This is a genomic window from Pseudomonas kielensis, assembly GCF_014236655.1.
Lineage (GTDB): Bacteria > Pseudomonadota > Gammaproteobacteria > Pseudomonadales > Pseudomonadaceae > Aquipseudomonas > Aquipseudomonas kielensis.
In genome coordinates, this window is sequence record NZ_JACMYG010000009.1 from 77,522 (window position 1) to 90,649 (window position 13,128).

14 protein-coding genes are annotated in these 13,128 nt (G+C 63.2%); 3 read left to right on the forward strand and 11 right to left on the reverse strand.

Features of this window, described 5'->3' with window-relative positions; translation table 11 throughout:
- The first annotated feature begins 22 nt into the window (after positions 1–22).
- Positions 23–1,198 carry an aspartate aminotransferase family protein gene (locus tag H7995_RS11450; RefSeq protein ID WP_182342207.1) on the forward strand — a complete coding sequence of 392 codons (1,176 nt, stop codon included), beginning with the start codon at positions 23–25 and terminating at the stop codon, positions 1,196–1,198.
- A gap of 13 nt (positions 1,199–1,211) precedes the next feature.
- Here H7995_RS11450 and fnr read toward each other — a convergent pair whose 3' ends face one another.
- From fnr to H7995_RS11480, 6 genes are all read right to left on the reverse strand, one after another.
- Positions 1,212–1,934: a fumarate/nitrate reduction transcriptional regulator Fnr gene (fnr, locus tag H7995_RS11455; protein ID WP_166589675.1), complete on the reverse strand. Its 723-nt coding sequence runs from the start codon at positions 1,932–1,934 to the stop codon at positions 1,212–1,214.
- Positions 1,935–2,032: 98 nt separating this feature from the next.
- A complete protein-coding gene (locus H7995_RS11460; protein ID WP_166589674.1) occupies positions 2,033–3,706 on the reverse strand; it encodes a cation:proton antiporter in 1,674 nt (557 codons plus the stop codon).
- 269 nt (positions 3,707–3,975) lie between these two features.
- Entirely contained in the window at positions 3,976–4,404 is a 429-nt protein-coding gene (locus H7995_RS11465; protein WP_166589673.1) for a bleomycin resistance protein, read from the reverse strand.
- A 50-nt stretch (positions 4,405–4,454) separates the two neighbouring features.
- Positions 4,455–6,377 (reverse strand): alkaline phosphatase D family protein, encoded by a 1,923-nt coding sequence (locus H7995_RS11470; protein ID WP_166589672.1) that lies wholly within the window; start codon positions 6,375–6,377, stop codon positions 4,455–4,457.
- 73 nt (positions 6,378–6,450) lie between these two features.
- Positions 6,451–6,729, reverse strand: a complete 279-nt coding sequence (locus H7995_RS11475; protein ID WP_166589671.1) for a hypothetical protein — start codon at positions 6,727–6,729, stop codon at positions 6,451–6,453.
- Positions 6,719–7,510, reverse strand: coding sequence for an MlaA family lipoprotein (locus tag H7995_RS11480; protein WP_185818383.1), 792 nt, complete (start codon positions 7,508–7,510; stop codon positions 6,719–6,721). The genes H7995_RS11475 and H7995_RS11480 overlap by 11 nt, the downstream gene beginning before the upstream one ends.
- Positions 7,511–7,678: 168 nt before the next feature.
- On the opposite strand from H7995_RS11480, the gene H7995_RS11485 reads away from it, so the two are divergent.
- The gene (locus H7995_RS11485) at positions 7,679–8,389 is read left to right on the forward strand and encodes a response regulator (RefSeq protein ID WP_166589669.1); all 711 of its coding nucleotides are present in this window, start codon (positions 7,679–7,681) and stop codon (positions 8,387–8,389) included.
- Positions 8,386–9,729 (forward strand): ATP-binding protein, encoded by a 1,344-nt coding sequence (locus tag H7995_RS11490; RefSeq protein WP_182342194.1) that lies wholly within the window; start codon positions 8,386–8,388, stop codon positions 9,727–9,729. The genes H7995_RS11485 and H7995_RS11490 overlap by 4 nt, the downstream gene beginning before the upstream one ends.
- 7 nt (positions 9,730–9,736) lie before the next feature.
- On the opposite strand, the gene H7995_RS11495 is transcribed toward H7995_RS11490, so the two are convergent.
- From H7995_RS11495 to H7995_RS11515, 5 genes are all read right to left on the reverse strand, one after another.
- Positions 9,737–10,348, reverse strand: a complete 612-nt coding sequence (locus H7995_RS11495) for a hypothetical protein (protein WP_185818415.1) — start codon at positions 10,346–10,348, stop codon at positions 9,737–9,739.
- The gene (locus H7995_RS11500) at positions 10,345–10,923 is read right to left on the reverse strand and encodes a DUF2515 family protein (RefSeq protein WP_185818384.1); all 579 of its coding nucleotides are present in this window, start codon (positions 10,921–10,923) and stop codon (positions 10,345–10,347) included. Before H7995_RS11500 ends, H7995_RS11495 begins: the two co-directional genes overlap by 4 nt.
- Positions 10,847–11,131 (reverse strand): PAAR domain-containing protein, encoded by a 285-nt coding sequence (locus H7995_RS11505; RefSeq protein WP_185818385.1) that lies wholly within the window; start codon positions 11,129–11,131, stop codon positions 10,847–10,849. Before H7995_RS11505 ends, H7995_RS11500 begins: the two co-directional genes overlap by 77 nt.
- Before the next feature lie 221 nt (positions 11,132–11,352).
- Positions 11,353–12,228 (reverse strand): serine hydrolase domain-containing protein, encoded by an 876-nt coding sequence (locus H7995_RS11510; RefSeq protein ID WP_185818416.1) that lies wholly within the window; start codon positions 12,226–12,228, stop codon positions 11,353–11,355.
- A gap of 54 nt (positions 12,229–12,282) precedes the next feature.
- Positions 12,283–13,068, reverse strand: coding sequence for an AraC family transcriptional regulator (locus H7995_RS11515; protein ID WP_185818386.1), 786 nt, complete (start codon positions 13,066–13,068; stop codon positions 12,283–12,285).
- Positions 13,069–13,128: the final 60 nt, after the last annotated feature.

A 13,128-nucleotide genomic window follows, 5' to 3' on the forward strand; every position in this document is an offset into this window, starting at 1 on the left:
AACCCTGCTGGAGCACGCTGCGATGACCGCCACCCACCTGATGAGCACCTACCAACCCCTGGCCCTGAGTTTTGCCAAGGGCCTGGGCACCCGCCTGTGGGACCAGGCCGGGCGCGAGTACCTGGACGCGGTGGCGGGCGTGGCGGTGACCAATGTCGGCCACTCGCACCCACGGTTGGTCAGCGCCATCAGCGAACAGGCCGGGCTGTTGCTGCACACCTCCAACCTGTACAGCATCGACTGGCAGCAGCAACTGGCGCAAAAGCTCACCCAACTGTCAGGCCTGGAGCGGGCGTTCTTCAGCAATTCCGGGGCCGAAGCCAATGAAACCGCGCTGAAGCTGGCGCGCCTGTACGGCTGGCAAAAAGGTATCGAGCAACCCTTGGTGCTGGTCATGGAAAACGCCTTTCACGGGCGCACCCTCGGCACCCTGTCGGCCAGCGACGGCCCGGCGGTGCGCCTGGGCTTCGGCGCCTTGCCAGGGGACTTCCTGAAAGTGCCGTTCGGCGACCTCGCCGCGCTGGATCAGGCGCACCAGGATCACGGGCAGCGCATCGTGGCCATTCTGATGGAGCCGATCCAGGGCGAGAGCGGCGTGCAATTGGCGCCGCCGGGCTATCTGAGCGCGGTGCGCGAGCGGTGCAACCGGCGCAACTGGCTGCTGATGCTCGATGAGATCCAGACCGGCATCGGCCGTACCGGGCAATGGTTTGCCTTCCAGCACGAGGGTGTCGTGCCGGACGTCATGACCCTGGCCAAGGGCCTGGGCAACGGCGTGCCGATCGGCGCGTGCCTGGCCCGGGGCAATGCCGCCCGGCTATTCACCCCCGGCAGTCACGGCAGCACTTTCGGCGGCAACCCGCTGGCCTGCCGGGTGGCTTGCACGGTGCTGGAGATCATCGAGGAGCAAGGGTTGCTGGACAACGCCAGGCGTCAGGGCGAACGCCTGCTGGCACGGCTGCATGCCGAGCTCGATGGCCTGGCGAACGTGGTGGCGATTCGTGGCCGGGGCTTGATGATCGGGATCGAACTGAGTCACTCGATCCGCGACCTGAGCCTGATCGCCGCCCGCGATCATGGCCTGCTGATCAATGTCACCCGGGGCAAGACCATTCGCCTGCTGCCGCCCCTGACCCTGGATGAGCGGGAAGTGGAGATGATTGTGCGTGGGGTGTATGGGGTCTTGAAGGCGTCGTGAACAGGCCACGGCCCTAACGGTTGGACAGCTCGCACAGTGAGGGGGCGTCCATGATCTGGACGTATTTGCCCTGCACCTGGATCAGGCCTTGCTGCTGCAGGAAGGTGAACGTGCGGCAGGTGGTCTCGGTGGCGATCCCCAGGTAATTGGCGATTTCCTGGCGGGTCATGCTCAGGCGAAACTGATGGGCCGAGTAGCCGTTGGCGTGAAAGCGCACCGAGAGATTGATCAAAAAAGCCGCCAGGCGCTCCTGGGCATTTTTCTTCGCCAGCAGGCGCATCATGTTCTGATCGTCGCGAATCTCGCGGCTCATGATGTGAATCAACTGGCGGCGCAGCTTGGGGATTTTCTCCAGCAGGTTTTCCAGTTGGTCGAAGGGGATTTCGCACACCGTGGTGGTTTCCTGAGCCTGGGCCGTTGAGGTGTAGGCGTTCAGGTCCATGGCGGAGAAGCCGATCAGTTCGCCCGGCAAATGAAAGCCGATGATGTGTTCTTCGCCGTTGCTGGTGAGGCTGGAGGTTTTCAGGGTGCCGGAGCGGATCGCGTAGATGGAGGTGAAGGGGTCGCCCTGGTGGAACAGGTAATCGCCCTTTCGCAACGGGCGTTCGCGTTTGATGATCTCGTTCAGCGCGCTGATGTCCTGGCTGTTGAGGGCCAGCGGCAGGCACAAGGCGGCTAACTTGCAGCTTTGACAATGCAGCGTTTCGACGTGCTTGAGGGCGACAGAATTGAGCATGTTTTAGCCTTGAGAGAATCGTCGGGCGTCATCGAGGGGCGCAGTCGCTCCTGGCGGGCGCCCGTGTATCCGTGACGGTGGATTGGCTTTTATCGGGCCTACAGCAAGCGGTAACGATTGCGGCGCACGTCCTCGACCCGCAGTTGCACACGCTCTTTGGAGGTGCCGAGCATGATCAGGGTGTGGGCGGCCATGGTCAGCGCCGACTCGAGCACTTCGGGGATGACCTCGGTGGCGCCGGCCGTTTTCAACTCGACCGTCTGGCTGTCGTCCTGGGTACGCACGACGATTTCGATGGTGCTGTTGATCTGGCGCACGGCGTGGGTAATGGCCATTGCCGCGTCCGGGTCATTCACCGCGATCACCACCAGGCGGGCGCGACTTATCCCCAGGGCGGTGAGCAGCTCCAGGCGCCGCGAATCACCGTAGTGCACATGCTTGTGCTCGGGCCCATGCTGGATTTGCGCGGGGTCATCATCGACCGCGACAAACCGATATTGCTCACCCTGCAACACCCGGCCAATGGCCCGACCGACACGGCCGTAGCCACAGATGATCACGTGCCCCTGCAGTTCCTGGCTTTGCTGGGCGATTTCATCGATGTTGAGCGCATCGTACGGCGCCCGGTGCAGGCGCTTGGCGATGGCCGGCGCGACCCGCAGCATCAGCGGGGTGACCACCATCGAACAGAAGGTCGCGGTCAGCAACAGCCCGCTCAGTTCCTTGGAAACCAGGTTGTTGGCTTGCATCTGGGTCATCAGGGCAAAGCAGAACTCGCCACCCTGGGCCAGGGCCAGGCCGCTGCGCCAGGCGGTTTCGCTGTTGTTGCCAGTGAACCGCAGGATCAGGGCGACCACCAGGCCCTTGGTCACCAGCAGCGCCAGGGTCAGGCCGACAATCAGCAAACCGTGGCTCTGGAAGATTTTCAGGTCGATCAGCATGCCGATACTGACAAAAAACACCCCGAGCAAAATATCCCGGAAGGGCCGGATGTCGGCCTCGATCTGGTGGCGATAGCTGCTTTCACCCAGCAGCATGCCCGCCAGAAATGCCCCCAGTGCAGGCGACAGCCCCAGCAGGTGGGTCAGCCAGGCCGTCAGCATCACAATCACCAGGGCCAACAACACGAACAGTTCGGCGGAGCGCGAGGCCGCGATCTCGTCGAACAGCTTGGGCAGCAGCCAGCGGCTGATCAGGAACAGGCCGGCAAACAGCACCACGGTCTTGCCCAGGGTAATCGGCAGCGCCCAATACCAGGCCTGTCCGGACGTCCCGGAAAACACCGGCACCATGGTCAGCAGCAGGACGGCGATCACGTCCTGGAACAGCAGCACGCCAATGGCGTTCTGGCCATGGGGGCTGAAGACCTCGCCCAGGCTGGTCAGCTCTTTGCTGACGATGGCCGTGGACGACAGCGCCAGGCCGGCCCCCAACAGCACCGCGGCACTGGGCTGCAAGCCCGCCATGTACAGGGCTCCACCCAACAGCACGCTGGAGACCAGCACCTGCAGGCTGCCCAGGCCGAACACCACTTTGCGCAGGGCGAGCATTTTCGACAGCGAAAACTCCAGGCCCAGGGAAAACAGCAGGAACACCACGCCCAGCTCTGCCAGGTAGGGCAGGCCTTCGGAGTCACTGACCCAACCCAGTGCCTGCGGCCCGATCAGCAAGCCGACACACAGGTAGCCAAGAATCGGTGGCAGGTTCAAGCGCCGGAACAGCGCAATGACCACCAGCGATGCCGTAAGAATAATTAAAATATCTCTGAGCATGGGTCGTTCTCTGAGTGGTTGCACAGCGTGTCAGGCAGATGGGGCGTCGCGGTGTGGCACTGAACATTCAAGGTGCAGCAAGGGTAGTCCAGCGGTGGCTGGAGCGCGAAGCCGGTGTGCGGCGCAGGGCTGTTTACCGGCTGACGCGCCCCCGACCGGCTGCTGATGGTCTTTCATTAGGGGCGTGCCAGGCCTTTAGGGTCAATCGCGCCGGGGGCCAAATAAGCATTATTGATAAACGGATAACCCCGTCGGCGCAGGCCATGGCGTTAGCGCAGGGGCCTTTCGCCCAGGGCTTCGACCAGTCGTAACAGATAGCCGTCGGGGTCCTGCACGATCAATTCACGCTGGCCGACCTCCACCTCGCCGGAGCGATACCAGGCATCGGCAAAGGGGCAAAACAGCGGCCATTGCACCGCGGCCAGGCGGGCCAGGATCGGTTCGACCCGCTCCACCGTCATCTGGAAATTGATCCCGCGGCCAAACGGCGCTTGCAGTGCGCCGGTGTGCCATTGCTCGTCGTCCGCGGCGATGTACTGTTCGAGCATCACTTGCACGCCGTCTAAATCCAGGTAGGCAAAGCCTTCTTCGCGGCGTTCGTAGGCGATCTGAAAACCAATCAGGTCGGTCCAGAACGCCAGGCTCTGCTGGATGTCGCTGACCGTCAGTTCGGGGACCATCTTGTTCCGTGTGAGCATACGTATCCTTCGTAGACCTGGTGAGTACTGCGTTGGTGTGGGGGCCGTGGTCAATCGACCGTCGGCGCCACCATCCGGGTTTTTTCGGCGCCATTGGCGTTGTGCTGGTAGATCGCTTGCGGCTGGCCTTGCTGATTGAAAAACACCTGGCCGATGCCCGCCGAATTCCACAGGCGCTCGCCGGCCTCTGCGTGCTCGGGCACATGGGGCACCACTTGCATGCGTCGGCGCTTGGTCAGCCAGTTCAGCGGCGAACGTGGCGAATACAGCCAGCGGTTGAGGCGGTCGAACCACTCCAGCAGGCTCGGCGGGAATTCATTCTTGATACCGCTGCTGGTGATCTGCCAGATCCGTGGCCCGGCGGTGCGGTGCCGGATCAGCACCTCGTAGACGAACGAGTAGTGCACATCGCCAGAGAGGATCACGTAATTGCCGGGCGTGCGCGAGTGGCGAAAGATGTTGAGGATGACCTGCGCCGCGCCACGGTGGGCCATCCAGTTTTCCGCGTCCACCAGCAGCGGGTAGCCGCACCAACTGAAGACTTTCTGCACGGTTTCGATCAGCTTGACGCCGAACACCGGCGCCGGCGACACGATGATGGCGCAAGGGTGGTCGAGCAATTCCTGCTGCAACTCGCTGAGGGCTTCCCAGTCCAGCAGGCCCGAGGGCTGCTTGAGGTTGAACTCGCTGCGCCAGCGCCGGGTGCGGGTGTCGAGCACCACCAGTGCCGGGGAGGTTGGCAGCACGTAGTGCCATTGCTGGAATTTCAGCAGGTCGCCGATCAATTCATCCTGGGCGCTGTTGTCCAGGTAGCCGCCCTGGGGGTTGAGGTCGCGGGTTTTCTCCAGCAGCGCGCTGAAGGCATCCGGGTTGTTGCCCCAGCCCTGGCACAACATGTAGGCGAGCAGGGCGTTGCCGATGATGCGCTTGGAGAACGGATGGCCGTAGGCGGTTTCTTCCCACTGGGCGCTGAGGTTCCAGTCGTCGGTGATGTCGTGGTCGTCGAAGATCATCAGGCAGGGCAGGTGGGCGAACGCCCGGGCTACGTTGCCCAGGCCCTGCTTGAAGCCGTCGATCCGGGTCTGTTCCAGGGCGTAGCGCTCACGGCGCTCGGCTGTCAGCACCGGTGGTTGCGGGTCGATCAGGGTCCAGGCGGTCGGGGCCCATACCAGCAGGTACATGGCCATGACTTCGGCGAAGGTCACCAGGTGATTGTCGGCGCTGCTGCTGGTGAAGATCGGCTTGCGCGCGCCGCCGAAAAACCGCTCGCGCAGGCTGTCGTTACTTTCCAGCGCCGGCAGCAGGTCGGCGCGATGGTAGTAGCTGGCCGGGTGCTGGTAGAGCGCGGCGCTGTCTTGCACCACTGCGCCGTCCAGGTGCTCGCCGTACAGCCCCAGGCGTTCGATCAGTGCATGGATGGCCCGCAACATCGGCCCGGCCACATCGTCGGCGTAGACCTGGTCGCCGCTCATCATCAGCAGTGCCGGGCGTTGGCTCGGTTCATGGGCCGTCGCCAGCAATTGGTCGACGCAGAGCAAGCCATCATTGGCTGGGTGATGGGGCTTGCGGCACGAGCCGTGCAGCAGTTGATCGATGCGGCTGCGCAGGACGAAGTTCGGGCACTGGGCCTGGTCGTAGAGCAAATGCGGGGCCCACTGGGCAATGCCGAGCAGGCTGGCGTCGTCCTCGCGGATCAACAGGTCGTAGTCAATGCAGACGTCCTGGGGCAGGGCGCTGTCCAGCTGGATGTCGATCAGGTGGACAAAGGCATGGGTGCCGACCGGGATGACCCGGCACTGCGACGCATCGAGCATCAGGTCGCCCACAGGCGCCAGGCGCAAGGTCAGCGCCAGCTCCCGCGACCCCACCAGCCACAGCACCAGGCGCGTCGGTTCCAGGCGCCGCAGCAGCGGGCCGACCAGGACGGCGGGCAGAGGTGCGCAAGTGTGGGTGTGTGGGGCTGGCGTGGACATCCGGGGCGAAGCTCCAGGGCAAAATAAGCCGGCGATGATAACCCAACTTGAAGGCGGCCCTTGTCGGCGCAATTCAGTTCATTGCCTGGCGCGCCGGCAGTTCCTGGCCTTGCTCCACTGGCAGCGCCTCGCCTTGGGCGATGATCCAGCGCAGCAGGGCGGTGACCGAGACCCGGTGGCTGCGTTCGACCCACTCCACGCCTTCGGGGCGGTAGAGTTCGATGTAGCGGCTGAGGATCAGTTCGCGCTCGTCCTCCGACAGCCGCAGGCTGGTTTCGCTGCAGTGCAGGCCGGCGTTGGCGCGCTTGACCAGGCGTTGCTCGAGCATCAGCGACGGGCTGTTACGTGGCATCGGTTGGAGCTTCTGTGCAGAGATCGTCGTGCAGGCCGGACGCGCCGCGCTTGCCCTCCAGGACAAAGTCCGCGCGTTTTTCGGCGCTGACGTCACGCAGCGCGCTGTAGTAGTCCGGCAGGGCTTGCAGGGCGTCGGTCAGCGGCAGCGCTTCGGCGCGCTTGTCGATGGTGCCGCCGACACTGGCCACGGTCGTCAGGGTCTCGGCGGTATCGCTGCTGTCGCCGAACGGGTTGACCGCCACGGCCAGTACCTTGCCCACGGCATCGCGGCTGTTGGCGGTACCCAGCACCGGGATTTCGACGATCGGTCCGTCCGGGATGCCCCAGACGCCGAAGGTCTGGCCGAAATCGGAGCGGTGGCGCGGAATTTCCAGGGAGTCCGAGACATCGATCACCCCCAGCAAGCCGGCGGTGCTGTTGAGGGTGAAGCGCCCCAGGGTGTTGAGCGAGCGCTTGCCGTTGCCTTGCAACAGGTCGTTGAGGAACACCGTCGGCTCGTTGAAGTTGGTGGTGAAGTTGTGCAGGCCCAACTGGAAAAATTCCGGCGTGTAGCCGTAACCTCGGGCGACCGGCGCGACGGCGTACTCGTCAATCACCTGGTTGAAGGCGAAGATCCCGCGGTTGACCGGCTCGGCCGGGTCGTACAGCGGGTAGCTGACTTGCGCGCAGGTCATGGGGTTATCGGTCGAGGTGCGACTGGAGCATCCGTACAGATAGGTCAAGCTCAACAGCAGTGCGGCATTGCGAAACAGTGCAGGGGAGCGCTTGAACAAAGGCATGGGGAACAGTCTTCGTAGAAAAGGAGCTTGATCCTGGCATCCGCGTCTTGCGCAAAGATGTCTGGTTTTTTACCGCGTCGACGCTTTGTGACCGGGATGAAATAAATGACGCGGCGCGCCGAATGGTTTTAGATATCCGCACTATCAGTCGTTGAGTGATGCCCGCCGGTGAGCCATCTTTTGATCGTGGACGACGACCTTGAGGTCCTCGATCTGCTGAGTAAGTTTTTTGTCCAGCAAGGTTATGACGTGGCCGTGGCCACCGACGGCGTCGCGCTGTGGGCGGCACTCGAGCAGCAAATGCCGGACCTGATCATCCTCGACTTGATGATGCCCGGCGACAACGGCCTGACCCTGTGCCAGCGCCTGCGCCAGCAATACACCACGCCGGTGATCATGCTCACCGCCATGGGCGAGCTGAGCGATCGGGTGGTGGGCCTGGAAATGGGCGCCGACGACTACCTGAGCAAGCCCTTCGACGCCCGCGAATTGCTGGCGCGGGTGCGTGCAGTGTTGCGCCGGGTGGGCGAAGTCCGGCCGTTGACCGGCCAGGTGCCGCATCCGCTGATCAAATTCGCCGACTGGCAACTGGATCTCACGCGCCGCGAATTGCGCTCGCCCGACCAAGTGATGATTCCCTTGTCGGCCGGTGAGTTCGACCTGTTGCTGGTATTCGTCGAGCACCCGCAGCGCATCCTCACCCGTGAACTGCTGCTGGACCTGGCCCGGGGACGCACCCACGAAGCCTTCGACCGCAGCATCGATGTCCAGGTCAGCCGCTTGCGGCGCAAACTGGAAATCGACAGCAAACGCCCGGAAATGATTCGCACCGTGCGCAACGGCGGTTACCTGTTCACCCCAAGCGTGACCCGCCAATGAAAGGCTGGCGGGCGGGCTGGTGCCTGCGCTCGCGGGACACCGTGACCCGCTGGATCGCCCTCACCACCATACTGGCGATGCTCACCTCGCTGGGCTTCTACGCCCTGTTCACCCAGGTGGCCGGGGTGTGGGCCTACCCGCCTTTGACCGAGACCGGGCTGCTGGAAAAACTCTCCTCCCTGAGCCGGGTCATTGCCGCTTCCGACCCCGCGCAGCGCCCACAACTGGCGGCTGCCGCCAGCGACAGTAGCCTGGGCATCCGCTGGAGCCCGAGCCATGCGGCCCTGGGCCTGCCGGCAACCCCCGAGGCGGCCACCCGGGCCAACACGCCGAAGGCTCACGAACTGTTCAACAGCCAACACCTGGAAGCCTATCAACCGGCGGACTGGCCACAACAGGACGGTCAGTACGCCATGGCGATGCAGTTGACCGACGGCTCCTGGCTGATGTTCAGCATGCCTTCGCGCAGTTGGGGCCTGGAGCATTGGGCGCGCAACTTGATCGTGATCGTCCTGGTGTTGCTGTCAACCGGCCTGGTGGCGCTGATCGCCACCCGTCGCCTGGCCCGGCCGCTGCAGACCTTTGCCCAGGGCGCGCGGCGCTTTGGCGTGGACTTCCGGGCGCCGCCGATCAAACCGTTGGGGCCGCTGGAAATCCGCCAGGCGATCCTCGCGTTCAATGCGATGCAGGCCCAGTTGCAGCACTTCATCAAGGACCGCACGCAGATGCTCGCCGCCATCTCCCACGACCTGCGCGCACCGCTGACCCGCATGCGCCTGCGCGGCGAGTTCATCGACGACCCGCAACTGCAGGCCAAGCTGTTCCGCGACGTCGACGAGATGCACGCGATGATCAATTCCAGCCTGGAGTTCTTCCGCGACAACGCCCGCCTCGAAGAAGCCACGCCGTTCGATCTGGCCGAGCTGCTGCAAACCCTGATCGACGACTACCGTGACCAGTCCATCGACATCCCCTTCAGCGGCCCCCCGCGCCTGGCCTACCTCGGCCGTCCGCTGGGGCTCAAGCGGGTGATCACCAATCTGCTGGAAAACGCCCTCAAATACGCCAGCGAACCGGCCATTGAACTGCGCAGCCACGACGACCACGTGACCATCCGCGTGCTGGATCGCGGCCCGGGCATCCCCAAGGAAAGCCATGAACAGGTATTCATGCCTTTCTATCGTCTGGAAGGCTCGCGCAACAAAAGCACCGGCGGCGTCGGCCTCGGCCTCTCGGCCGCCCGGGCGATTGTGCTGGAGCACGGTGGCGAGCTGACCGTGAGAAACCGCAAGATCGGCGGGCTGGAGGCGAGGGTGGTGTTGCCGGTGTTGGAGGGGTAGGGACAGGTCAGGGCTTCACCCAAGGCCTGGCCAGTGCCAGCTTGATCAGGTAACGCTCTTCTGTCGGGCGCTTGATGTCCTTGAAACGATTGACCACCAGCATCACCTGATACTGGTTCCCTGCCTGCCAGTAAGAGGTTCCGCCTTTGTTCACATCTCGCAACCGGGCACGCCATTGAGGCGTGTCGGCGAACGGAGGGTCTTGTTCGACGCGGATCGGCACCCATCCGGCTTTGTGCCATTGTTCCTGTAAATCGAGCACTACCCTGAGGGTGTCTTCGAGCAACAGGGGTTCGATTTGCGGGGACATGCGGATACCGCGGGTTAAGCCGTCACTGTTGAAGTTAACGGTGAAAAATCGCGCAAGTGGAGTTGTGAACCCGTATTGAGGATCGATGAAACGGAGCCGAGCATCCGACTTGGGAATGCTGAACGCAAAGTGCCCAGGAATGGTTGGACCAATAGCGGCACTGGAGCGCTGACGCATATCCTCCCAGGGCTCGCCAAACTTCAGTGCGATTTCCTTTTCTGACTGTAGTTGGATCGCCCATCCTAGAAATACGACTACAGCCAGAGCGACAACCCAATGTCGCCAGCCAAGTTGCGTCAACCCATTCATCGCATGCCTCTGCCAGAGGCGATATTCCATATCGCCTGTTCGATCTGGTTGCGATCGTTGCTATGTAACAGTTGATCAAACTGCAGCGCAGCCTTGATCACAAACGCCATACGTTGATCCAGATCGGACAAGTCGGCAAAAGGGTTACTCCCGAAGCCAATAGTGCGTCCATCATCCAAACGTTGACACTGGCTAGCTAGTGTCAGCTCGATGGCCTGTGCGGCGCCTGCCGGAAAATTAACAACGTGGGACAGGTGGTTGCCACGCAGCAGCGCTATCAACCCCCGGTCGCTGTACATTGTCGGCTGCAAGATGTTTTTCTGCTCGTGCGTGGCAAGAAACTGAACACTGTCGGCAATGCGGCCAGCCTCGATCGCTGTGAATGTCTGCAGGATTTCCTCGTAGTTGGTACCGAACTCCAGCCTCTCCTGCGCCACAGGCCACAGCACCGGATACTGACCATTTCCATAGATGTTTTTCCGCGAAGGCAAGCAGGCCTCAAGCGCCGACAGCCCCCGCTCCTGATAAAAAACATGCAACGGATACACGTCCAGAAACAGCGTGGTATTGCCCATGGCCAACATCGTGTACACGTGCTTGCATAAGGTCCACCAGGTGCGGGCCGTCGCAGACGATGACGCCAGTGCTGTCGCAGGCTGGACAAGCGACTTCATCGCCTTCGCGGGCGATGGGCTGGCCATCGATGGTCCAGAATTCGTAGCCGGTCATTACGGTGCCGTCGGCAGTGGTCTTGGCCCCGACGGTGATGTGATAGCGCCTCATGCCAGATTGGTCCCTGTCGATTTGACGAAAGGACCCACGCTAGATGACGCTCTTGCGGGAGATAAATCAGACGTTTCTTTGAGTGCTGTAGGCCCACTCCGTTTATGTAGGAGCGAGTTTGCTCGCGATGGACGTGAACAATAACGCCCGCTGCCTGGATTGATGCGGTGCCCCTGAGGGCGTCGCGGGCAAGCCGGGGCCTACTACAAAGCGCAGTTGGGTTATTGGAGACTGCCCAGGGCTAGTCTCAAGTCACGGACCACCGTCGCCTCGACATCCCCATCCACACCCCCCTGCAGAAACGCCCCACAGCTCGCCGAATGTTCGCCATCCGTGGCCCGATAAACCGCCACCACACTGCCGGGCCCACCGCCGGTATGCCCGCACAGGTGCAAGCCCCCGGCTACCGCGCCGCTCATGACCCCCAGGCCATAACCGGCAGACACCCAAGGCCGGCCAGGGATCGGTCCGCCGAGCTGACGCAGCGCCTGCATCTCGGTCAGCAACTGATCCGGCAACAAATGCCCGCTCAGCAGCCGATCAAGGAAGGTCACGGCCTGCTGCAGCGGTCCGAGCAACAGGCCGTGATAGACCCACGCCGGATCGTAGGCCGGGGCCAGGCCTTGCAGGTCGCCGGGCACTTTGGCGAGCCGCACCTGAACGACATCCAAAGGCGCCAGCGCCCGTTGGATCAACGCCTCTTCCAGCCCCAGGCCGGTGACCCGCTCGATCAACTGGGCGATGTACAGGTAACCGACATTCGAATAACCCCAGCCACTGCCCGGCGCATAACGCAGCCGCGCCGCGTCCAGGCGTTGCAGCATCTCCTCGGCCGGCCACGCGGTTTCATGCCGGGCAACGGCCGCGTGGTACTGCGCCAGTTCGCCGTAGTCCGCCAGCCCGGCTTCATGGCGCAGCAGTTGGCGCAAGGTGAACGGGCCTTGCGCGACCGGTTCGTCCAGAGCGACCAGGCCATCGCGCACCAGGGTCAGCGCCGTGGCCGCCAGCACGGTTTTACCGAAGCTCCACCAGGGCACGCTGACCGGCTCGGGGGCTGGGGCGAGGGGCTGACCGTTGTTTACCGTGCAAGACATCATCAAGGTTGTACTCATCCATGGAGACCTTTGTGTGAGTGACGCGCCAGCGGCGAATCAAGCCGGGCTATGTTGCGCGAAATAGCGACTCGGCGCCTGCCCCAGCACCCGCCGAAAAACCCCGGTGAACGCACTCGGGCTGCTATAGCCCAGATCCGTTGCCACCCGCGTCACGGGCTCGCCATTGCCCAGGCGCACCACGGCCATCAACAGGCACGCCTGCTGGCGCCATTCGACAAAGCTGATCCCGGTCTGCTCGCGAAACAGCCGGGTGAAGGTGCGGCGGCTCATGGCAACCTGGCGACACATGTCGTCGATCCCGACCGCCAATGACGGCTGCTCCAGCAACTGGCTGCAGGCCTGGGCCAGGCGTGGTTCGCTGGGCAGCGGCGCATTGAGCGACAGCGGCTGCATGGCGGCGATTTCGTGCAGGAGCAGGTTCATCAGGTAGCCGTCCCGCTGGTCCTCGGCATACAGCGCCGGCACGTCCATGGCGCTGATCAACAGTTGGCGCAGCAGCGCCGACACACCAAACACCTGGCAGTGCGCCGGCAGGCCGAGGCGTGTGCTGGCGATGGGGTGGATGTAGCTGTTGAGCATGGTCACCGGCCCGTGCATGTGCATTTCGTGGGGGGCGTGGGCCGGGACCCAGATGGCCCGTTGTGGCGGCACCACCCAGTTGCCCTGGTCGGTGAACACCGTGATCACCCCGCAGGCGGCGTAGGCGAATTGCCCGCGCTGATGGCTGTGCCGGGCAAAGTGCAGGCCGTCGCAGTAGTCGTTGGCGGTCACCACGGCATCGCGGGGCGTGTGTTCGTAGGGATCGATATCAATGTCGCGCATGGCCCAAATCTACCGATCTATGACCTGATAGTGCAAGCGGGCCGTGGTGCGGATGACCCA

Coding starts and splice junctions, on each gene's coding strand:
- H7995_RS11495 (WP_185818415.1), bottom strand. CDS start 10,348: ATGAATGGGTTGACGCAACTTGGCTGGCGACATTGGGTTGTCGCTCTG.
- H7995_RS11505 (WP_185818385.1), bottom strand. CDS start 11,131: ATGAGGCGCTATCACATCACCGTCGGGGCCAAGACCACTGCCGACGGC.
- H7995_RS11460 (WP_166589674.1), bottom strand. CDS start 3,706: ATGCTCAGAGATATTTTAATTATTCTTACGGCATCGCTGGTGGTCATT.
- H7995_RS11470 (WP_166589672.1), bottom strand. CDS start 6,377: ATGTCCACGCCAGCCCCACACACCCACACTTGCGCACCTCTGCCCGCC.
- H7995_RS11490 (WP_182342194.1), top strand. CDS start 8,386: ATGAAAGGCTGGCGGGCGGGCTGGTGCCTGCGCTCGCGGGACACCGTG.
- H7995_RS11465 (WP_166589673.1), bottom strand. CDS start 4,404: ATGCTCACACGGAACAAGATGGTCCCCGAACTGACGGTCAGCGACATC.
- H7995_RS11450 (WP_182342207.1), top strand. CDS start 23: ATGACCGCCACCCACCTGATGAGCACCTACCAACCCCTGGCCCTGAGT.
- H7995_RS11500 (WP_185818384.1), bottom strand. CDS start 10,923: ATGGGCAATACCACGCTGTTTCTGGACGTGTATCCGTTGCATGTTTTT.
- H7995_RS11510 (WP_185818416.1), bottom strand. CDS start 12,228: ATGATGTCTTGCACGGTAAACAACGGTCAGCCCCTCGCCCCAGCCCCC.
- H7995_RS11475 (WP_166589671.1), bottom strand. CDS start 6,729: ATGCCACGTAACAGCCCGTCGCTGATGCTCGAGCAACGCCTGGTCAAG.
- H7995_RS11515 (WP_185818386.1), bottom strand. CDS start 13,068: ATGCGCGACATTGATATCGATCCCTACGAACACACGCCCCGCGATGCC.
- H7995_RS11480 (WP_185818383.1), bottom strand. CDS start 7,510: ATGCCTTTGTTCAAGCGCTCCCCTGCACTGTTTCGCAATGCCGCACTG.
- fnr (WP_166589675.1), bottom strand. CDS start 1,934: ATGCTCAATTCTGTCGCCCTCAAGCACGTCGAAACGCTGCATTGTCAA.